Here is a 21586-nt window from a genome sequence, read left to right as displayed (position 1 = left end):
AAAAGAAAGAGGGAGTAGAAATGAAAAAAGAAGTATTTGAATTAAACAGAAAAAGATTAATAGAAAAATTGGATGATAATTCCTTACTAATTCTTTTTGCAGGAGAAGCACCTAAAAAAACAGCAGATGAAAAGTATGGTTTTACACCAAACAGAAACTTTTATTATTTAACAGGATTAGCAGAGGAAAAACATATTTTAGTTATTTCAAAAATTAATGGTGAAGTTACTGAAAAAATGTTTATAAAAGAAATAGATTTAGAAATGGAAAGATGGCTTGGAAAAACTATAAGACAAGAAGAAGTAGAGCCATTAAACGGAATAAAAGAAGTTGGATATTTAGGAGAGCTTAAAGGATTTTTAAATAGATTATTAGGAGAACAAGAACAATTTACTATATACCTAGATTTAGAAAGAGATTCTTTTGATAGTCTTCAAACAATAGCTGGAGAATATGCTAAAAAATTAAGAAAGAAATATCCTCATGTTAATATAAAAAATGCTTTTCCTTTATTTGCACCATTAAGACTTGTAAAAAGCCCAGAAGAAATAGAAGAAATGAGAAAAGCCATAGAAATAACAATAGCTGGTGTAGAATGTATAATGAAAAGTATAAAGCCAGGTATGAAAGAATATGAAACTGAGGCTTTCTATGAATTTGAATGTAGAAGTAGAGGAATATCAGATTATGCATTTAAAACTATAGCAGCAGCAGGTATAAATGCAACAACTCTTCATTATGTAGCTAATAATGATACTTTAAAAGATGGAGATTTAATGTTATTTGACCTTGGAGCTCAATGGAATTACTATAATGGAGATATTTCAAGAACTATCCCTATAAATGGTAAATTCACTGAAAGACAAAAAGAAGTTTATGAAGCTGTTTTAAGTGTAAATGAAAGAGTTATTGAAGCTATGAAACCAGGTGTAAATTTTATAGATTTAAATAATCAAGCAACTGAGTGGATAGCTGAAGAATGTATAAAATTAGGTCTTATAAAAGATAAGAGTGAAGTTAGAAAATATTACTTCCATAGCATAGGACATAGTTTAGGACTTGATACACATGATATAGATAATCCAAGAAGAAATACTATATTAGAACCAGGAATGGTTTATACTGTTGAACCAGGAATTTATATTCCAGAAGAAGGAATTGGAGTAAGAATAGAGGATGATATTCTTATAACAGAAACAGGAAGAGAAGTATTAACTAAAGATATGATTAAAACTGTTGAAGAAATAGAAAAATTCATGAGTAAATAATTTAATAATAAAATATGAACAAACTATTGCGAAAGAATAGGATATACTGTATACTAACTTTAAATTAAAGTTGAATATACGAAGAGGTAGAGGCGCGAATCTTAAGAGTACTATAGTTTTTATAAGCAAATTGGAACTATAGGAAAGGAAGATTCGCCGAAGGATATAAGAAATTGCTTTAATCTTATAATCCTGGGGTTATGCAGAATATGCATAAGACTGTCACAAGAAATTGTGTTGGGCTATCATTCTAGGATTTTGCATATTGTAGAAGCTTGGGTGTTATCTCAAGGTTCTTTTTACATTTTTTGTAATAAAGCCTCTGAGTAATAAAAATAAGGGGGACATTTTAATGAAAGTAAGAAAAGTAGTAGTATTTTTATTAAGCTTTATTTTAATAATGAGCTTATCAGTAACAGCATTTGCAGCAGAAGTTGACCCAGGAGTTTTAAATGCAGAGAAATTTGGAATTTGGACAATAGTTCCACCATTAGTAGCAATAGTTTTAGCCTTTATAACAAAGAATGTAATAATATCATTATTTATAGGAGCATTAGCAGGGTGTTTTATGCTTCAAATTTGTGGAATGAATGTTTTTGAAGGATTTGTACAGGCTTTTTTAGACCTTATACAAAGGATTTTAAATTCACTAGCAGATCCTTGGAATGCAGGAATTATACTTCAAGTTTTAGCAATTGGAGGTGTTATAAGTCTTGTAGGTAAAATGGGGGGAGCAAGAGCTATTGCAGAAGCACTTGCGAAAAGAGCAAAAACGCCGAGAAGTGCACAACTTGTAACTTGGTTTTTAGGATTACTTGTATTTTTTGATGATTATGCAAATTCATTAATTGTTGGACCTATAATGAGACCAGTTGCTGATAAACTTAAAATATCAAGAGAAAGACTAGCTTTTATTATAGACGCTACAGCAGCACCAATTGCTGGTCTTGCAATAATTTCAACATGGATAGGATTAGAAGTGGGTCTTATAAAAGATTCTTTTACTCAAATAGGAATGAGTGTAGATGCTTTTGGAGTATTTTTAGAAACAATACCTTTTAGATTTTATAATATATTAATACTTGCATTTGTAGTTATAACAACAATAATGCTTAGAGACTTTGGGCCTATGAGAAAAGCAGAATCGAATGCAAGAAAAGGGATAAATGAAGTTGTAGAAGCAGAAAATGAAGAAGAAATGATGGTTAAAGAAGGTGTTAAATTAAGTATATGGAATGCAATAATTCCAATAGGAACACTTATATTATCAGCTTTAGCGAGTTTTTATTATAGTGGATATTCATCAATAATGTTAGGAGAAAATACTGCATTAATTGAATTATTAAACAATTCACCATTTTCATTTTCATCAATTCAACAAGCTTTTTCAGCAGCAGATGCATCAACAGCTCTTTTTCAATCAGCTATACTAGCATCAATAGTTGCAATAGGAATGGCAGTATGGAAGAAAATTTTTACAGTAACAGAAGCAGTTGATGCTTGGATAGATGGAATGAAAGGGCTTTTAATAACAGGAGTAATACTTTTACTTGCTTGGTCATTAAGCTCTGTTATAAAAGATTTAGGAACAGCTAAATATTTAGTAACACTTTTATCAGATACTATTCCAGCTTTTCTTCTTCCAAGTATAATTTTTATTCTTGGAGCAATAATTTCATTTGCAACAGGAACAGCATATGGAACTATGGGAATTTTGATGCCACTTGCAATACCTTTAGGATATTCAGTTTCATCAGATATGGGATATGTAATTGTATGTACAAGTGAAGTTTTAACTGGAGCAATTTTTGGAGATCATTGTTCACCTATATCAGATACAACAATTCTTTCTTCTATGGGGGCTGGATGTAATCATATAGAGCATGTTAGAACCCAAATGTGGTATGCAATTTTTGTAGCAATAGTTACTGTAGTCTTTGGATATATACCAGCAGGTTTTGGAGTTCCAGTGTATATAATATTACCAATTGCTATTGTTATTTTAATTGTTTTAATTAGGCTGATAGGAAAGCCAGTAGAAATTAAAGAAAATATTTAAATTTAGTATCAAAATAAAGGGAAAACTAATATTCTAGTTATAGGAGTATGTTTAGGGAGACAAATATGAATAATAACCAAGGGATTGGATTTTTCAAAAATCTTTATTTAGATATGTTAAATGAAATTGATTCTTCAGATTTTTTTGAAGAAGAAGTAGATCAAGGCGATATTGAAATATCGATTAAAAATGAAGAAGATAAATATTTGATACAAGGATTTTTTCCAGGAATCCAAAAAAAAGATATAAAAATTGATTATAAAGATGATTATTTATTTATGAAAATAAAAAGAAAAAAAGTTTTTTCAAATAGAGGAAACATGTCAGTAATGATGATTAGTCAATTTAATGATTATAAAAAGAAATTTTATATTCCTGATAATGATATTTCTAATTTAAAAGTTTCATTTAAAAATCATAAGTTAAATTTAGAAATTCCTAAAATAATTTATAATTTTAAAGAAGAGAATCCTGTAATAATAGATGTATTAGATTATGAAGAAGAATAGTATTTTTTTAAGCGAAGTAGTTATTAAAAATTACTTCGCTTTTATATTAAAAATAATATAAAAATTCTTTTAATATAATAAAAAATATCAACTACAAAATTATTTTGTAGTTGATATTTTTTTTCAAATTTTATTTAATAAGAATTATATATAATTTATTTTTCAACTTTTGCTTCTTCAGCAGGTGGATTAAAATATTTATTTACAAGAATTGCAACTATTATTCCAATGGCTGTGTCCATACTTCTATTTAAAGCATAAGCGTAAGATTGAGGTCCACTATAATTTACCATTATAACTAAGAATACGATACAAGCTATAGTTACAGAACCCGGCTTATTAAATAAATTACATGTATATATAACAATAACAATACCTATACCACTTATGAATGGAATATAGTGAGTTAAAAATGTTATATGAATTAAAATATATATAAATAATGTTCCAAATAGTGCTCCTATGATAGTTCCTATAAGTCTATTTTTACCCATTGTAAAACTACTTGAGACAGTGTCTTTCATACAAATAACGGCAGCTATACAAGCATAAAAAGGATTTTCATCACCTATTGCACTAAAAATAACCATACAAATAACTACAGATAAAGCAGTTTTTATATTTCTAAGTCCAATTTTATGAAAATTAAGCTTCATTATATTACCTCCTATTAAAGTATTATATATTATATCATATGCTATAAAAAATGCTAATTTACATAAAAAGGTTAAAATGTAATATATATAGTTATAAGTTGTTGACAGTTAAAGTTATTTAGAATATTATATAGTTAAAATGAAAATGCTATGAAGAGAAGAGTAGTTTTATAGAATATCTATAAGAGAGCAGGGAAAGCTGAAAACCTGTGATAGGAAGTAAAATGAAGATGGCCTCAGAGCAGAAGTCTTGAGCGTTAAGTGTTAGGGATTTACGGATGCAACCGTTATATTGCAAGGTGAATTTTTACCTATTGAGATTCTTATTGTAAGATAAGAGTGAAGTAGAGTGGTAACACGTTTATTACGTCTCTATGCTAATTTGGCATAGGGTTTTTTTATTGCAAAAGATTAGAAAAATTTAAATTTTAGGAGGAAAGATTTATGTGTAAAAAGCCATATTACATTACAACGCCAATATATTATCCATCAACGAAGCTACATATTGGAAATACGTATACTACTGTAGCTGCTGATGCTATATCAAGATTTAAAAGATTAACAGGATATGATGTAATGTTCTTAACTGGAACAGATGAACATGGTCAAAAAATCCAAACAATAGCAGAAGAAAAAGGAATAACACCAAAGGAGCATGTAGATGAAATAGTTGCAGGAATTAAAAGCCTTTGGGATATGATGGACATTAGTTATGATAAATTCATAAGAACTACAGATGACTATCATGTAAAAGCTGTACAGAAAATATTTAAAAAATTATATGATCAAGGGGATATATATAAAAGTTCATATGAGGGTTCATATTGTACACCATGTGAATCATTTTGGACTGAAACTCAATTAGTTAATGGGAATTGTCCTGATTGTGGAAGACCAGTTCATGAAGCTAAAGAAGAAGCATATTTCTTCAAAATGAGTAAATATGCTGATAGATTAATAAAATATATTGAAGATCATCCAGATTTCATTCAACCAGAATCAAGAAAAAATGAAATGTTAAATAACTTCTTAAGACCAGGATTACAAGACCTTTGTGTTTCAAGAACAAGCTTTAACTGGGGAGTTCCAGTAACATTTGATACAGATCATGTTGTTTATGTATGGATAGATGCATTATCAAACTATATAACTGCATTAGGTTATGGAAGTGATAATGATGAATTATATAAAAAATTCTGGCCTGCTAATGTTCACTTAATAGGAAAAGATATATTAAGATTCCACACAATTTACTGGCCAATAATGTTGATGGCATTAGATTTACCACTACCAAAGCAAGTATTTGGACACGGATGGTTATTAGTTGATGGTGGAAAAATGTCAAAATCAAAAGGAAATGTAGTTGATCCTGTTGCATTAGTTGAAGGATTTGGAGTAGATGCAGTAAGATACTACTTATTAAAAGAAATACCTTTTGGTTCAGATGGATTATTTAATAATGAAATATTCATAAAGAAAATAAATTCAGACCTTTGTAATGATCTTGGAAATTTATTATCAAGAACAGTTGCAATGGTTGAAAAATATTTTGATGGAGTACTTCCAGCACCTTTAGGTAAAGAAGAAGTAGATGATGAGCTTATAAACTTAGCATTAGAAACTCCTAAAATAGTTGAAAATGCAATTGAAGATTTAAAAATACCAGATGCATTAGAAGCAATATTCACATTAATAAGAAGAGCAAATAAATATATTGATGAAACAACTCCTTGGATATTAGCTAAGGATGAAACTAAAAAAGACAGATTAGGAACTGTTTTATATAATTTAGCTGAAGCATTAAGATTCTCATCAGTATTATTATCAGCATTCCTTCCAAGAACTTCAGAAAAAATAAATGAACAATTAGCAGTAACTGCTAAAGATTGGGCTTCATTAGAAGGTTTTGATGGAACTGCACCAGGAACAACAGTTAAGAAAGGTGAAGCTTTATTCCCAAGAATAGATGTTGATAAAAAGTTAGAAGAACTTGAAGCTTTAAGATTAGCTCAATTAGAAGAAGTTAAGAAAAAAGAAGCAGCTGAAGCAAAAGTAGAAATGGAACCAATAAAAGAAGAGATAACAATAGAAGATTTCGAAAAAATAGATTTAAGAGTTGTTAAAGTAGTTGAATGTGAGCCAATTAAAAAAGCTAAAAAATTACTTAAATTAAAAGTAGATTTAGGTGGAGAAATCAGACAAGTGGTTTCAGGAATAGCAATGCACTATAAACCAGAAGATTTAGTAGGAAAATATGTTGTTTTAGTAGCTAACTTAAAACCTGTTAAATTAAGAGGTGAATTGTCACAAGGTATGATAATTGCTGCATCAGATAGTAATGATACTATTTTAAATCTAGTTAATCCAGGAAAATTACCAACTGGTAGCATAGTAAGATAATTAATTAAATATAAGACTGTATCAAAAGATTAATTTAAAATAATTTAATTTGATACAGTCTATTTTTTTATGAAAGGATTTGAAAAATGAGAATTGTAATAGGAAATGCTTGGCCATATACAAATGGAAAACTTCACTTAGGAAGAATAGTAGTTCTTTTACCTGGAGATATAATTGCTAGATATCATAGGAAAAAAGGAGATAAAGTAATATTTGTATCTGGAAGTGATACTCATGGTAATTTAGTATTAGAGAAGGCAAATGAAGAAGGTTTAGAACCTTTAGAAATAATTGATAAATATCATAAGGAATTTAAAAAGTGTTTTAATAGCTTAGATTTTTCATTTGATTTATTTTCAAATACTGATAGTAAAAATCATAAAGAGTGGGTAAAAGATAAAATATTAGAACTATATAATAAAGGATATATTTATGAAGATTGTACTGATAATGATAAGAATTTAATGTTCAGGCTATCAAGTTTAAATGATGAAGTTGAGAGTATTTTTAAAAATGGTGAGTATTGGAGAGAAAATGCAAAAAAAATCACAGAAAAATATATTAGTGAAGGACTTAGGGATAAATCAGTAACAAAAGATATAACATTTGGAGTTGATGTTCCTTTAGATGGATATGAAGACAAGAAAATATTTGTTTGGATTGAAGCATTAATGGGATATCTTACAGCAACACAAGAATGTATAGATGATAAAGAAGAGACATTAGAAGATTATTTTAATAGTGAAGATAGTAGAGTTTATTTAGTACATGGCAAGGATAATATTCCTTTCCACTCGATAATATTTACTGGGATATTATCTGCACTTGGATATAAAAATGTTAAATTAAGAATATTTTCAAGTAATCATTTAAAGCTAGAAGGAAAGAACTTTTCAACAATAAAGAACTGGGCATTGTGGATAAATGATGTGTTAGAGAGATATTCTGTGGATTTAATTCGATATTATTTAATTACAAATTCACCTGAGAAAAGTGATTCTGATTTTAGATTTAGAAATTTTATAAATGCCAATAATTATGAATTAGTTGAAATTTTAGAGAGATTTTATATAAATACAATTAGTTTATATAAAAAAGGTAAATGTAATATTTATAAAAATAAATATGAAAAAGATAAGATAATAAATTATTACGAAGAGATTGGAAAAAAGATTGAAAGAGGAGAGTTAAAGAATGCTCTTAAAAATATAATTTCATTAGTAAAAGAATTTAATGAAGAGCGTAATTATTCAATTATAAAATTAATTAATATAGCAAATTTATTAGAACCTTTTATTCCAACTTTTAGTGAGAAAATAAAAAAGTTATTTGAAATAAAAGAAAGTGGTTGGAACTTTATACATGTAGAAAATATTCCTGATAAATTAGAATATATAGAAACTTTTAAGACTTTAGATAAAAACTTAGCAAATGAAGAGATTAGATTATTAAAAATAAAGAAAAACAAAGTAAAAAACCTAGAATATCTACAATAGGGGGACGAGATATTCTAGGCAACCAATCAATTAAGATGGTTATAAGGGGTAAATAATAATGCTTTAACTACTTTACAAGATTTATTATAAGATACAATTGTGGCAGTTTAGTGTCAAAAACCATAAGAAAAAGTTACATGTTATAATTTTTGAAATCAGTATTATTTTTCTTGTTAGTTAAAAAGAATTTAATTTATCTATATCTAAAATAGTTATACTTTTACGATCATAAGTGATTATGCCATCATTTTTCATATTTATTAATTCACGTGATAATGATGGCCTTTGAACTCCAAAGTTTTTAGCTAAATCTTCTTTAGTAGAATAAAGTTTAATTGTACATGAATTTTGTTTTTTATATTCTGAATATAAAAATGTAGAAATTCTTTCCCTTAAAGATTTCATATTTAATTGTCTCAATTTAGAACTTAAAACAACTGACTTATTTGAAAGTAGAGTTAAAAATTTAATTAGAAATTTTTCGTTATTCATAAGCATTTCAGTTATTACTTTCTTATTTATATGTAGAATAGTTGAATTAGATTTTGAAACAACATCTACTGTATAAACACAGTCACTAGAAAACATTATGTTTTCACCAAAAATATTTTTTGGGTGTAATTTAGATATTGTAAGTGTATTCCCTATTGAATTATTTTGTTGAATATGAACTTCACCAGCAATAATTAGACTTATGCCAGTACAAGAGTCTCCTTCTAAAAATATAGTTTCTTCTTTTGAATAATTTTTTAGCTTTACAAAAGGGTTATTAAGAAATCTATCAAACTCTTCATTAGTAAAATGGTTAAATAAATTTGTTTCTTTTAAAATAGTAAAAGTTAAATCCATAATTAAATACACCTTCTTTCTTTATGAATAGTTTTGTTAGTATTATATAATACTGTATAATGATAAATAAAGTTTATTAGAAAAAAAGGGAGTTAATAAAATGGATTATAAGATTTTTGATACACATGCTCATTATGATTCAGAAGATTATAATGAAGATAGAAAAGAACTATTAAATGAAATGAGTAAAAATGGAGTAATAGGAATATTAAATTGTGCTTCTTCATATGAAAGTGTAAAAGAAGTTTATGATTTAACTAATGAGTACGATTTTATTTATGGAGCTTTAGGGATTCATCCAGAAAATGCTGATGAGCTTACAGATGAAAGATTAGAGGAAATAAAAGAGCTTATAAATAACAATGATAAAGTAATTGCAGTAGGTGAAATTGGATTAGATTACTATTGGGAAGAAAATCCTCCAAAAGAAGTTCAAAAAGAAACTTTTAGAAAACAAATGGCTTTAGCTAAAGAATTAAATCTTCCAGTTGTAATACATGATAGAGATGCACATAAGGATACTTTAGATATAATGAAGGAATTCCCAGAGGTTAGAGGGACAGTTCATTGTTTTTCAGGAAGTGTTGAGTTTGCAAAGGAATGTATAAAACTTGGATATTATATTGGATTCACTGGTGTAATAACATTTAAAAATGCAAAAAAATTAGTTCAAGTTGCTAAAGAGATTCCTGTAGATAGAATCCTTGTAGAGACTGATGCACCTTTTATGGCACCTGTTCCTAACAGAGGAAAAAGAAATCGTTCAGATTATATAAAAGAGATTATTGAAAAAATAGCGGAAATTAGAGAAATAAGCCCAAAAGAATTAAATAATCAAGTAAATGAGAATTTTTTCAAGTTGATGAGAATATAAATATAAAGTAAAATATAATGGATTTGATTGTATAAAAAAATAAAATATGGTAATTAAAAGTGATAGCTTTACTATTCGTATGCCATTTAGGGGGAAACTCCTAGTTTAAAAACTTAAATTGGAAAATTAGAGCTAAAATCATAGATAAAATTTATGATAAATACGATAGTTCTAAGAGCAATAGGGATAAATTTAATTAAAAGGTTACAAAAAGATTAAATTTGCTTATATTGCCAAAGGAGGTTAAAATGGTAGAAAAATTTAAAGCTTGTAAAGAGAATTTTTCTAACAGTCCTAATGCAAAAAAACTAACATTAGCTATAGCTGTATGTTTAGCTCTAGCTACGATAGTTATCGTAAATGTTAGAAAGACTGTTAAAGTAACTATTGATGGGGAAGAAGAAACTTTAGTTACTTACAAAGGAACTGTTGAAGAGGTGTTACTATCTAAAGGTATTGAAGTTAAAGATAAAGATAAGGTAGAACCTTCTTTAGAATCTAAAATTGATGAGAATGATAAAATTATAGTTAAAACTGCTGTTCCTGTAAATGTTAAGATGAGTGGGAAGGAAATTGCCCTTCATACCGCTGAAGAAACTGTGGGACAAGCATTAGAAGCAGATATTGAAGAATTAAAATCAAAAGGAATTGACTATAATAAGGATTTAGATGAAGTAAATCCAGGCGTTGACACAAAGATTACACCTAATATGAATGTAAAGGTAGTAGATGTGGAAATTAAAACTGTTAAGGAAGAAAAATCAATACCTTACGAAACAGTTGTTAAAAATGATTCAAACCTTGAAAAAGGAAAAAAAGTAGTTAAGAGTGAAGGTACAAATGGAAAGAAACAAGTAACTTATAAGGTAACTTACAAAGATGGAAAAGAAGTTTCTAAGAAAGAAGTACAATCAAAGACACTTTCAAAACCAGTTAATGCATTAGTAATGCAAGGTACTAAAAATCCAGTTAAATATATACCTAATAGAGGAAGTGGATCACCTTTAAAGTATAAAAAGAAATTAGTAGTTCAATCTACAGCTTATGCTTTACATGGTACTACTGCAACAGGAGTTAAGCCAGTATATAACCCGGGTGGAATTAGCACAATAGCAGTAGATCCTAGAGTTATTCCTTTAGGAAGTTTAGTATATGTAGAAGGATATGGACTTGCAAGAGCAGCAGATACTGGTGGAGCTATCAAGGGAAATATAATTGACGTATATTTTACATCGAATGAAAGGTGCATACAATGGGGTAGACGATATGGGCTAAATGCTTATATAGTTGCATATCCAGGCGAATGGTAAATAATTTAGAGGATAGGATTAATCTTATCCTCTATTTTTATTAAATATAAGTGTTTGTAAAATAAATTGATCTTTATATTTTGAGTTTGACATAATTAATATATATATGTAAATTTAATATATAAATAAGAAGTGTGGGGTTTTTTCAAATATAATTAAGTTCATTTTAACTAAAATATAAGACAGTTATTTATATTTGGGGGAATTTCATGAAAGGAAGTCTATATTATGATTAAAGAAGTTATAGTAGTTGAAGGAAGAGATGACATTGATGCTATAAAAAGAGCAGTAGATGCTGAATGCATAGCAGTTGGTGGATTTGGTATAAATAGAAAAGTTATAGAAAGAATAAAAGAAGCACAAAAGAGAAAAGGGGTTATTGTTTTTACTGATCCAGATTTTGCTGGAGAAAAGATTAGAAGCATTATTTCAAAAAGGGTAAAAGGAATAAAGCATGCTTATATTTCTCAAGATGAAGGTTTAAAAGATGGCGATATTGGAGTTGAAAATGCATCTCCAGAAACAATAATAAAAGCTCTTGAAAATGTAAAAATAACTGTTGAAGAAAAGAGAGAAGAGTATAATGTTGAAGACATGATGTACTTTAAATTAACTGGTGATAAGGATTCTAAAAAAAGAAGAATTCTTTTAGGAAAAATACTTGGAATTGGTTATGGAAATAGTGCGCAAATGATTTCAAGATTAAATAATTATGGAATATCAAAAGAGGAATTTGTAGAGGCAGTAAAAAAGGTTGAAGAGGAGATAAATAAGTAGATGGATTTAACAAATTATAAAACGCAGGATATAGTAAAAAAGCATGGATTTAATTTTACTAAAAGTTTAGGACAAAACTTTTTGATAGATAAGCAAGTTGTAATGGATATTGTAGATGGAGCAGAGATAGGGCCAGAAGATTTTGTTATAGAAATAGGACCTGGAGTTGGAACATTAACAGTAGAAATGCTTAAAAAAGCAAAAAAAGTAACTTCTATTGAAATAGATAAAGATTTAATACCTATATTAGAAGAGGAATTAAAAGATTATGATAATTTTGAGCTTATACATAAAGATGCACTAAAAGTTAATTTTGATGAACTTATAGGTGAAGAAAAGAGTGTTAAAGTAGCAGCTAACTTACCATACTATGTTACTACACCTTTAATAGCTCAACTTTTAAAAAGTGGAGCAAAATTTCAAAGTATTACTATAATGATTCAAAAGGAAGTAGCAGATAGAATGGATGCTAAGCCAAATACAAGAGATTATGGATCACTTTCATTAATGGTTCAATATTATGCTGAAACTAAGGTTATAAGAACTGTTGCGCCTAGTTCATTTATGCCAAGACCAAAGGTTGAATCTATAATAATAAGACTTGATAGATTAGAAAAACCAAGAGTAAAGGTTGAAAATGAGAAGTTTTTATTTGATTTAATAAGGGATGTATTTAATATGAGAAGAAAAACTTTATGGAATGGAGTTAAAAATCTAGGAGTTGGAAAGGCAGATTTAGAAAAAGCTTTTGAAGAGGCTAACATTGACCCTAAAAGAAGAGGAGAAACTCTTACAATAGAAGAATTTGCAATTCTTGCAGATAAAATTTATGCATATAAATAAAATAGTATTATCATATTTAGGATATTGATGCATATATTATATGGAATAAATATACATGTGGAGGTAAAAGTAACTTGGCACATAATAAATTGTATAGAAATTTCATAATATTACAAGAGGACGAAAATAATGCATCAAGCGGCGATAAAGCTGTATCAGGTTATTCAAAAATTGAAGCTAAGGGAGACAAATGCAAAATCACTTTTTATGCTCAAAATTTAAAAAAGGAAGACAATTATTCCATAGTACTTATTTGTTATAAAAAAGATACTAAACAAATAATAGATATGGGTCCACTACTAGTATCTGATAATGGAAAAGGTGAAGCTAGTAAAGAATATCATTCAGAAAATATAGCTGGAATAAATATGTCATTTGATAAGATTTCAGGAGCTGGAATATGTAAAAATACAGGTGGAAAACTTGTTTTCATGTTATATGGTTTTATGAATGGAGAAAAACCAGGAACTGGATGGAAAAATTGTCCTGTTATAAAAAGTGATGATAAAAAATCAATTGTAAAACCAAAAGAAGAAGAAAAGCCTAAGAAAGTAGAAAAACCTAAAAAAGAAGAAAAGTGTAAAGATAAAGAAAAGGACAAGAATAAAGATAAGGAAAAAGACAAAGATAAAGAGGATTGTAAAGAAAAGTTTAAAGAAGAATGTAAAGAGAAATGTAATGAAAAAGATAAAATAGAAGAGCAAATCAAAATTAACATGAAATGCAAAGAAGACTTCGAGTGTTATGAAAGAAGTATTGAAGAAGCTAATATAGATCCAGATAATTTTAAACTTAGAGGTGGAGTTGGAAACTTCTTTGAAAATATAGCAAAAGGCTTTGAAGAGGTTAAAGGTTGCTTCAAAGAGATAAAATACTGTAAATGGTATAAAGTTCCCGTAAATACCATTGATGATATGTGTGATGCTAAAAATCATGACAAACATTCAATTGTTTATAATCCTATGATTAACTACTATCCTTATATAATAAAAAATAAACAATTTTTAATTGGATATAAATGTGATAATAAAGGTAATTTAAAGCATATAATTTATGCTATAAAAGGTAGAAAAAATGCAGAAGATCAACCTTATATGGGTAAATCTGGTTTTGTTACCTGGATTAAAGGTAAAGAAAATGATGGTAATGGATATTGGCTAATGTTCTATGATTATAAGAAAGCTACTGTAGTAGTGCCAACAAAGTAAGATTATTAAATAAAAGTTAATTCGTTGCCATAAAATGTGTAAAGTATTATAATAATTATAATTAGGAGGAGCCTAAGGCTTCTCCTAATTAATTTATGAAAAACATAAATAGAGAAGGTGATATTGAAGTGAATGGTAAAAAGATAATAGTTGCAATAGTCATTATAGTAGCTGCTGGACTTTTACTTATTGGTTTTGCACCTATTAATGGAATACTAGTTAAATTAGGATTTAGAAATAATGATTTTAATTACATAGTGCAAACTAAAGTAGATAAAATAGTTATTCAAAATAGTAGAGATCCAGGATTTAGATTTATAATTACAGATCCAAAAGCTATTCATCAATTATATGAAACATTATCTCATGGTAGTGTTAGACCAAAAGGAAGTTCATTGCCTCCAGATTACATATTTGAAGTTTATACTGGGGATAAAGTTAAAAAATATGATTATGTTGTAGGCGTAGATAAAAGTGGAGAAGGAAACTTCTGGGATAAAAATCAAGCTTTCCAAGTGCCTAAAAACTTAGATGATACTATAATAAATAATCTTTCATTTATAAGGAAGCCGAGAGATTTTAATGAAATTTATTATGGAAGTATTATGAAAGTGATTGACTTAACTAAACATTATTATGATAAAGGAAATGCCAAAGTTGGAGTAGATGTCTTAGGGGACGTTGAATGTGTTAGATATCTGTTCTCAGAGGATTTACAAAAATTCTCACAAGAACTTCAAAAGGTTGTTCTAGGAGCAAAACTTGTAAATGGTAATTTTAATGATTTTAATGTAATTATCAGTGCTAACAATAGAGGGTATAGCAGCAATTTATTTAAAACAATAATAACTGTAGATGATAGAGTAAATCATATTTATCAAAAATATTATGTTATAGGTAAATTTGATTTTAATAAATGGGATATAGAGGTTAGCCAACCAAATCAAGTACCAAATGATTGGTATACTTTAGGAGGACAAGGAAATGAGTAATTGTGATGGATGTGCAAGCCAAAGTTCATGTGCATCAAAAGGAATTGAAATATGTCCATCAGCTAAAACACCTAAATACGGAAATATAAAAAATGTAATAGGTGTAATTAGTGGAAAAGGTGGAGTAGGAAAATCAACTATAACAGGAATAATGGCTTCAATGTTAAGAAAAAAAGGTTATAAAGTTGGAGTTTTAGATGCTGATATAACAGGACCTTCAATGCCAAGATTTTTTGGAATTAATAAAAAAAGAGCTGGAATAAAGCAAGTTGATGAAAATAATATAAAATTTATACCTGTTGAAACTGAATCAGGAATAAAAGTTATATCAATGAATCTTTTAACTGAAGTTGAAGATGATCCAGTAATTTGGAGAGGACCAGTTATAAATGGTGTTTTAAATCAAATGTATTTTGATACTGTATGGGGAGATTTAGATTATTTACTAATAGATATGCCTCCAGGAACAGGAGATATAGCATTAACAGTTATGCAAGAATTTAATGTTAAAGAATTAGTAATTGTATCAACTCCACAAGACATGGTTTCAATGATAGTTAAAAAAGTTGTTATAATGGCTCAAAAAGTTGGAGTTAAAATAAAAGGTGTAGTTGAGAATATGGCGTATATTTCATGTGATAATTGCCAAACTAAAATTAGAGTGTTTAGTAAAAAGTCAGCAGAAGAGCATGCTGAATATTTAGGATTACCTTTAATTGGAGAGCTTCCTATAAATCTTGAGCTTACTGAAGCTTTAGAAGAAGGTAAGGCAGAAGAGTATGTTATAGATAATCCATTATATTCACTTGTATTCGAAGGCTTATATTAAATACCTCTTAATTTAATAGAAAAGAGGCGTTAAATTATGCATGCAGAAGTGGATAAAGATACTTGTATAGGGTGTGGGTTATGTCCTACATTATGTGAAGAAGTATTTGAAATGGATGATGATGGAAAGGCAGTTGCAAAAGCAGAGCCAAGTTCAGATGATATTATAGCAAAAGCTAAGGATGCTGAAGTAAGCTGTCCAGTAAATGCGATAACAGTAGAATAAAAATAAAAGGCTATAAACTTTTTAGTTTATAGCCTTTTATCATTTGTGTGAAATGTTTTTAAGAGAACAATTTAAATTAAGTTATTAGTAGTGTTAATGTAGGAATGGGAGGAGGTTGCCATGGATGAAGGTATAAAGATTTTATCTCCTATATTATTATTATTTACATATGATATAGGAATAACTTTGATAATATCTGAATCTGATATTACAAAAGCTTCTGAATTATTTAAATCTATAATCTTCGCAAACATAATGCACCTCCATAAAAGTATTATTTACTGAAAAAAATAAAATTATTCTAAAATATAAAAGGAATGCTAAAATAGCATTCCTTTTATTAATAAATATCATTGTATATTAAATTAAATACATCTAGTGCTTCTTCAATTTTAGGCTTTAAAAGAGCTTTTTTTCTTAAATAATCTTTATGACCTTCTTCTGTAATTGAATATATTTTTTTAAATTTCTTTTTAGGATCATCCCATTCACCAATAATCAATCCTTCGCTTTCAAGCTTTTTTAAGATAGGGTATATTCCACCTGTACTTGGGCGCCATTTATCATCAGTTCTTTGAGAAATTTTATGTGCAATTTCGTTACCGTTAGTAGGATTTAAATTTAATATATGCAAAACATATATAGGTAATAATCCTTTGGTAAATACTTGCCCTGAACTAGTAGCCTTAATTTTTTCTTTTTTAGCTTTTTTTAGTTCAGCCATCCTCTTTTTATATTCGTTATATAAACGTTTCTCTTCGGATTTTATATCCTTTAAGCTAGTGTATTCAAAGTTATCATTCATATTAATGAACCTCTTGTAATGATACTCCCACAGTACCAGGTCCAGTATTAACACCTAATGCAGGACCTATTTTTGAAAATCTTATACTTTTTATGTGCTCAAAATCTTTTATCATTTCATAAAGTTTTTGAGCAAGATCATCAGCGCCTCCTGATAAAACAGTTACATCACAATCACCATATTTATCAAGTTCTTGTTTAGCTATTTTTTGTAATCTTGAAAGAGCTTGTTTTTGTCCTCTAACTTTTGCATATGTTTCATAAACACCTTCATCAGAAACCCATATAATAGGTTTTATATTAAGAACAGAACCTATTGTACCTGCAACAGAACCTATTCTTCCACCTTTTTTTAAATACTCTAATGTATCAATTGTGAAGTATCCATGTGATTGAGTTCTAAGAACAGGTAGCTTTTCACATATTTCTTCAAATGAAAGTCCATCTCTAATCATCTTAGCAGTCATTAATACAAGAGTTCCTTGAGGTGCACTTAATGTTTTTGAATCAAAAACAAAAGATGTTAAATTAGGATGATCTTCTAATAATAATCTAAATGAGTTTCCAGTACCAGAGAAATGACTTGAAATTGAAATCATAATTACATGAGTATATCCCTCTTTTTCTAATCTGTTTAATACTCCTTCCATGTAATCAATACTTGGTAATGAAGTTGTAGGAATATGTTCTTTTAATCTATTGTAGACATCATCTGGTGAAATTTCTAAAACATCATTATATTCTTTTTCTGGGTATATTATTCTAAAAGGAACAAGTTCTATATTGTTTTCCTTCAATTCTTCTAATGTTAAATCAGAACCACTATCGGTTACTAAAGCAATTTTTTGCATACTAAAATCCTCCTTAGTACAAACTATATCATTATTGCTAATTTAATCTATATCACTATTGCTAATTAAAACTATATCACTACTGATATAGTTTTGCAATTTATTTCTAAAAAATTCTAAAAAAAGAAACTCAAATTTTATAATTTTAATAAAAATTGAGTTTAGAAAATTTAAATTTTTATTCTATTGAAATTTTAGCTTCTTTATCAATAACATTTATTATTGTATTTCCAGGGGAGAGTTTGATTTCATTTCCTTTAGAATCATAGAATTTTGTTTGACTATATTCAGAAATTTTATTCCAAGTAATATCAGATTTTTTTCCATTAGTAAATAAGTAACCTGTTCCTTCACCTACTAAATCTATGTCTAAATGTGATCCATCTTCATTTAAATAAATATCAGTTTTTTGTACTATTACATTTTTAAAGGCTACTGGATTATTATTATTAGCATCTATAGATGCTTCATTATCCATATATTTTGTATATTTTCCATTTTCAAATTTATAGTCTATTGTATAAATTTTATTAGGTTCAATATGAATATTATTTGCTGTTTCTTTTGAAGTATTTAATGCATTTTCATCATATTTAAAGAATTGCTTTGCGGAAATATTAAAGTTTTTTTCTTTTATCAAATTTTTAAGCTTATCTGAGCTAGTGTATAAATTATGAGGAGCTTTTCTATTATTATCTCTAAAATAAGCTTTAGAATTAAACATTTCATTTAAACTCATTAAGGAAGAATCAGATTTAATTTCACTAATTGCTGCAGAAGAACCTCCACAATGTCCAAAAGGAAGAGCATGTTCTTTAGCAAAAGTTAAAAAATATGGTCTAACACTTCTTACAGGTCCTATTTTTTCAGGAGAATTTTTATGGAATAAAGCTAAAAATCTAGGAATACCACCTTCTGCTGAAGTTTCATAAACAATATCTGCCTCTGATAATCCATTTTGTGGTCTTGCGAAAGAAGAATTTTCTATTATTGACATGTAAGCAGTTTGCAAATTTGGATCATTTGAAGAAATTTCACCAGTGTATGGATAAATAAGGGGTTCTTTTGGAATATTATTATTAACACCTGCAGATGTTTGAGTAGATTCTTTATTTTCTAAATTCTTATTACAACCTATCAATAAGAAACTAGAAAATATAGTAAGAATAAAAAATAATTTTTTCATTTTAACACCTTCTTTTTCAAAAATTAATATACTTTATGTATATTAATTTGAACTATAAAAAGATAACTTAATGTTTATTAAATCATAAAAGAAAAAGTACAAAATAAACTAAAAAATAGAGATAAATAGACATAAGTATAACTATATCAAACAAATATATAGGAAAAGGTAATTGCACCTGTATATATTTTGAAGTATAATAATACAGTAATAAATATACTAGATATTGTGTAATGGGGGTAGTTTAAATGCTATATGTTGTGAAGAGAGATGGCAGAGAGGTTGAATTTAATTCATCTAAAATAGCTAATGCAATTCAGAAAGCAGCTACAGAAGTAGGTGTAAAACTTAGAACAAGTCAAATTTTTGACATAGTTCAAAAGGTAATAAATTATATAGAAATGACGGGAAATGACAGAGTTTCTGTTGAGGAAGTTCAAAACTTAGTTGAAAAAGCATTAGGAGATACAAGTTTAAAAAGTGTTGTTATAGCTTATAGAAACTACAGAAAAGAAAGAACAAAAGTTAGAGAAATTAAATCAGACCTTATGAAAGCCATCGGAAAAATTGGTGTTGAAACAGATAGAGATAATGCTAATGTTGGAAATAATTTTAGCTCCAAACTTTTAAGAATTGCATCTGAATCAAACAAATGGCACAATTTAGCAACTATGCCAAAGCATTTATCAAAAGGACATGAAGTTGGTGATTTATACTATCATGATTTAGATAGTTATAACTTAACAACAAATTGTCTTCATATTCCAACTAGAGAATTATTAGAAAAAGGATTTAATACTGGATATGGAACTATAAATGCACCAAGAAGAATAGAAACAGCAGCAGAGCTTTCATGCATTCTTCTACAGTCAACTCAAAATGATATGTTTGGAGGTCAAAGTCATCCTGATTTTGACAATGATATGGCAGTATTTGTTAAACCGACAAGAGATGAAATAAAAAAAGAATTTATTGAACTAGGAATTGATGAAAGTAAATTAAATGAACTAGTAGAAAAGAGATTAAGAAAGAGAATTCACCAAGCAATGCAGGGAGTTGTATATAATCTTAATACAATGCACTCAAGAGCAGGTTCACAAGTTCCTTTCTCATCAATTAACTTAGGAATACCAAATTCAGAAGATGCAGCTTTAGTTTGTGAAATATTCTTATTAGAATACGAAAAAGGACTAGGAAAAGGTGAGCAGCCAATATTTCCAAATATAATCTTTAGAGTTAAAGAAGGTATAAATAGAGAAAAAGAAGATAAATATTACTATTTATATGAATTAGCTTGTAAAGTAGCAGCAAAAAGAATGAACCCTACATTTATGAATATAGATGCTGACTTCAATAAATATTATTATGATAAGGGATATATGCCAGCAACTATGGGATGTAGAACTTATTTAATGAAAAATGTAAATGGAGAACCTGGATGTAAAGGTAGAGGAAATATAGCTCCTACTACTATAAACCTTCCAAGAATCGGAATACAAGCTGAAGGGAACATTGATAAGTTTTTCCATATATTAGATGAGAGATTGGAAACTGCAAAAGAATCACTAATGCATAGGTATAGTGTACTGAAAAAATTAAGAGTTAAAGATTTACCTTTTGTTGCAGGACAACATTTAATGAAAGGTTCTGAAAATTTAAATCAAGATGATTCAATAGAACCAATTTTAAAACAAGGAACTTGGGGAATTGGATTTATAGGACTTGCGGAGACATTAACTGCATTAATAGGAAGTCATCATGGTGAGTCAGAAGAAGCTAGAGAATTAGGAGTTAAAATAATAACTTATTTAAGACAATACTGTGATAAGTTATGTAATGAAACAAATCTTAATTGGAGTGCTTATGCTACACCAGCAGAAGGACTTTCCGGAAAATTTATAAAACAGGATCAAAAAATGTTTGGATTAATAAAAGGTGTTACTGATAAAGAATACTATACAAATAGTTTCCATGTTCCTGTAGGATGTCCAATATCAATAACTAAAAAAATAGATATTGAAGCACCTTATCATAGCTTATGTAATGGAGGACATATAAGTTACTTAGAAGTTGATGATTGTCCAACAGGAGAAGCTATAATGGATATTTTAAATTATGCTTATAAAAAAACTAATATAAGTTATTTAGGTATTAACTTTCATATAAGATATTGTAAAGATTGTGGAACTTATCTTAAAAATGAAGATAAAGTTTGTCCTAATTGCAAAGGAAATGATATACAAGGTGTTTCAAGAGTTACAGGATATTTAAGTCTTGATGAAAGATTTGGACCTGGTAAATATCATGAGAGAGAAGATAGAATAACTCATACTGCATCTCATACTAATTATTATAGAAATTGCTAATATTAAAGAACTCAAATTAAAAGTTTGAGTTCTTTTTTTGTACAAAAATAAAGAAATGTTTTCTATAAAAATAAAAATTTTAAA

The 21586-nt window shown here is 27.9% G+C and carries 20 protein-coding genes, 1 riboswitch and 1 other annotated feature; of the genes, 15 read left to right on the top strand and 5 right to left on the bottom strand.

Annotated elements, in window-relative coordinates:
* The first annotated feature begins 20 nt into the window (after nucleotides 1–20).
* From HMPREF1092_RS12495 to HMPREF1092_RS12485, 3 genes are all read left to right on the top strand, one after another.
* The gene (locus tag HMPREF1092_RS12495; RefSeq protein WP_002599032.1) at nucleotides 21–1268 is read left to right on the top strand and encodes an aminopeptidase P family protein; all 1248 of its coding nucleotides are present in this window, start codon (nucleotides 21–23) and stop codon (nucleotides 1266–1268) included.
* Nucleotides 1269–1347: 79 nt separating this feature from the next.
* Nucleotides 1348–1521: riboswitch (Lysine riboswitch) on the top strand.
* Nucleotides 1522–1620: 99 nt separating this feature from the next.
* A complete protein-coding gene (locus tag HMPREF1092_RS12490; protein ID WP_002599031.1) occupies nucleotides 1621–3327 on the top strand; it encodes a Na+/H+ antiporter NhaC family protein in 1707 nt (568 codons plus the stop codon).
* A gap of 65 nt (nucleotides 3328–3392) precedes the next feature.
* Entirely contained in the window at nucleotides 3393–3836 is a 444-nt protein-coding gene (locus HMPREF1092_RS12485; protein WP_002599030.1) for an Hsp20/alpha crystallin family protein, read from the top strand.
* 155 nt (nucleotides 3837–3991) lie between these two features.
* On the opposite strand, the gene HMPREF1092_RS12480 is transcribed toward HMPREF1092_RS12485, so the two are convergent.
* Nucleotides 3992–4492, bottom strand: coding sequence for an FUSC family protein (locus HMPREF1092_RS12480; protein WP_002599029.1), 501 nt, complete (start codon nucleotides 4490–4492; stop codon nucleotides 3992–3994).
* Nucleotides 4493–4633: 141 nt separating this feature from the next.
* Nucleotides 4634–4869 (top strand) — a binding site (T-box leader).
* Between the two features lie 67 nt (nucleotides 4870–4936).
* Between HMPREF1092_RS12480 and metG the strand changes: the two genes are divergently transcribed.
* Together metG and HMPREF1092_RS12470 are read left to right on the top strand one after the other, a co-directional pair.
* The gene (gene metG, locus HMPREF1092_RS12475) at nucleotides 4937–6892 is read left to right on the top strand and encodes a methionine--tRNA ligase (RefSeq protein ID WP_002599028.1); all 1956 of its coding nucleotides are present in this window, start codon (nucleotides 4937–4939) and stop codon (nucleotides 6890–6892) included.
* Between the two features lie 86 nt (nucleotides 6893–6978).
* Complete coding sequence (locus HMPREF1092_RS12470) at nucleotides 6979–8388, top strand: methionine--tRNA ligase (protein WP_002599027.1); 1410 nt, start codon at nucleotides 6979–6981, stop codon at nucleotides 8386–8388.
* Between the two features lie 177 nt (nucleotides 8389–8565).
* Here the strand turns inward: HMPREF1092_RS12470 and HMPREF1092_RS12465 are convergent, their stop codons facing one another.
* Nucleotides 8566–9237, bottom strand: coding sequence for a Crp/Fnr family transcriptional regulator (locus HMPREF1092_RS12465; RefSeq protein WP_002599026.1), 672 nt, complete (start codon nucleotides 9235–9237; stop codon nucleotides 8566–8568).
* 100 nt (nucleotides 9238–9337) lie between these two features.
* Here HMPREF1092_RS12465 and HMPREF1092_RS12460 point away from each other — a divergent pair, with 100 nt between their 5' ends.
* The 9 genes from HMPREF1092_RS12460 (at nucleotide 9338) to HMPREF1092_RS17275 (ending at nucleotide 16580) form a co-directional block, all read left to right on the top strand.
* Nucleotides 9338–10111 carry a TatD family hydrolase gene (locus HMPREF1092_RS12460; protein ID WP_002599025.1) on the top strand — a complete coding sequence of 258 codons (774 nt, stop codon included), beginning with the start codon at nucleotides 9338–9340 and terminating at the stop codon, nucleotides 10109–10111.
* A gap of 248 nt (nucleotides 10112–10359) precedes the next feature.
* Nucleotides 10360–11421 (top strand): G5 and 3D domain-containing protein, encoded by a 1062-nt coding sequence (locus HMPREF1092_RS12455; protein ID WP_002599024.1) that lies wholly within the window; start codon nucleotides 10360–10362, stop codon nucleotides 11419–11421.
* 228 nt (nucleotides 11422–11649) lie between these two features.
* Nucleotides 11650–12198: a ribonuclease M5 gene (gene rnmV / locus HMPREF1092_RS12450; RefSeq protein WP_002599023.1), complete on the top strand. Its 549-nt coding sequence runs from the start codon at nucleotides 11650–11652 to the stop codon at nucleotides 12196–12198.
* The gene (rsmA, locus tag HMPREF1092_RS12445; RefSeq protein WP_002599022.1) at nucleotides 12199–13041 is read left to right on the top strand and encodes a 16S rRNA (adenine(1518)-N(6)/adenine(1519)-N(6))-dimethyltransferase RsmA; all 843 of its coding nucleotides are present in this window, start codon (nucleotides 12199–12201) and stop codon (nucleotides 13039–13041) included.
* Between the two features lie 74 nt (nucleotides 13042–13115).
* On the top strand, nucleotides 13116–14249 hold the full coding sequence (locus HMPREF1092_RS12440) for a hypothetical protein (RefSeq protein WP_002599021.1): 1134 nt from the start codon (nucleotides 13116–13118) through the stop codon (nucleotides 14247–14249).
* Between the two features lie 95 nt (nucleotides 14250–14344).
* Nucleotides 14345–15241 (top strand): YhfM domain-containing protein, encoded by an 897-nt coding sequence (locus HMPREF1092_RS12435; RefSeq protein ID WP_051070327.1) that lies wholly within the window; start codon nucleotides 14345–14347, stop codon nucleotides 15239–15241.
* Entirely contained in the window at nucleotides 15234–16070 is an 837-nt protein-coding gene (locus HMPREF1092_RS12430) for an Mrp/NBP35 family ATP-binding protein (RefSeq protein ID WP_002599019.1), read from the top strand. The genes HMPREF1092_RS12435 and HMPREF1092_RS12430 overlap by 8 nt, the downstream gene beginning before the upstream one ends.
* 36 nt (nucleotides 16071–16106) lie before the next feature.
* Entirely contained in the window at nucleotides 16107–16295 is a 189-nt protein-coding gene (locus tag HMPREF1092_RS12425) for a ferredoxin (protein WP_002599018.1), read from the top strand.
* Nucleotides 16296–16415: 120 nt separating this feature from the next.
* Nucleotides 16416–16580 (top strand): hypothetical protein, encoded by a 165-nt coding sequence (locus tag HMPREF1092_RS17275; RefSeq protein ID WP_002599017.1) that lies wholly within the window; start codon nucleotides 16416–16418, stop codon nucleotides 16578–16580.
* A 55-nt stretch (nucleotides 16581–16635) separates the two neighbouring features.
* Here HMPREF1092_RS17275 and HMPREF1092_RS12420 read toward each other — a convergent pair whose 3' ends face one another.
* From HMPREF1092_RS12420 to HMPREF1092_RS12410, 3 genes are all read right to left on the bottom strand, one after another.
* Nucleotides 16636–17100, bottom strand: a complete 465-nt coding sequence (locus HMPREF1092_RS12420; protein ID WP_002599016.1) for a PadR family transcriptional regulator — start codon at nucleotides 17098–17100, stop codon at nucleotides 16636–16638.
* Nucleotide 17101: 1 nt separating this feature from the next.
* The gene (locus tag HMPREF1092_RS12415; protein ID WP_002599015.1) at nucleotides 17102–17950 is read right to left on the bottom strand and encodes a DegV family protein; all 849 of its coding nucleotides are present in this window, start codon (nucleotides 17948–17950) and stop codon (nucleotides 17102–17104) included.
* Between the two features lie 178 nt (nucleotides 17951–18128).
* Nucleotides 18129–19136: a DUF3048 domain-containing protein gene (locus HMPREF1092_RS12410; RefSeq protein ID WP_002599014.1), complete on the bottom strand. Its 1008-nt coding sequence runs from the start codon at nucleotides 19134–19136 to the stop codon at nucleotides 18129–18131.
* A gap of 248 nt (nucleotides 19137–19384) precedes the next feature.
* On the opposite strand from HMPREF1092_RS12410, the gene nrdD reads away from it, so the two are divergent.
* Nucleotides 19385–21502, top strand: coding sequence for an anaerobic ribonucleoside-triphosphate reductase (gene nrdD / locus HMPREF1092_RS12405; protein WP_002599013.1), 2118 nt, complete (start codon nucleotides 19385–19387; stop codon nucleotides 21500–21502).
* Nucleotides 21503–21586: the final 84 nt, after the last annotated feature.

Origin of the sequence: Clostridium thermobutyricum, from assembly GCF_000371465.1 — a bacterium.
In the GTDB taxonomy this organism is placed as follows: Bacteria; Bacillota; Clostridia; order Clostridiales; family Clostridiaceae; genus Clostridium; species Clostridium thermobutyricum.
This window is presented reverse-complemented; position numbering and strand designations above follow the sequence as displayed.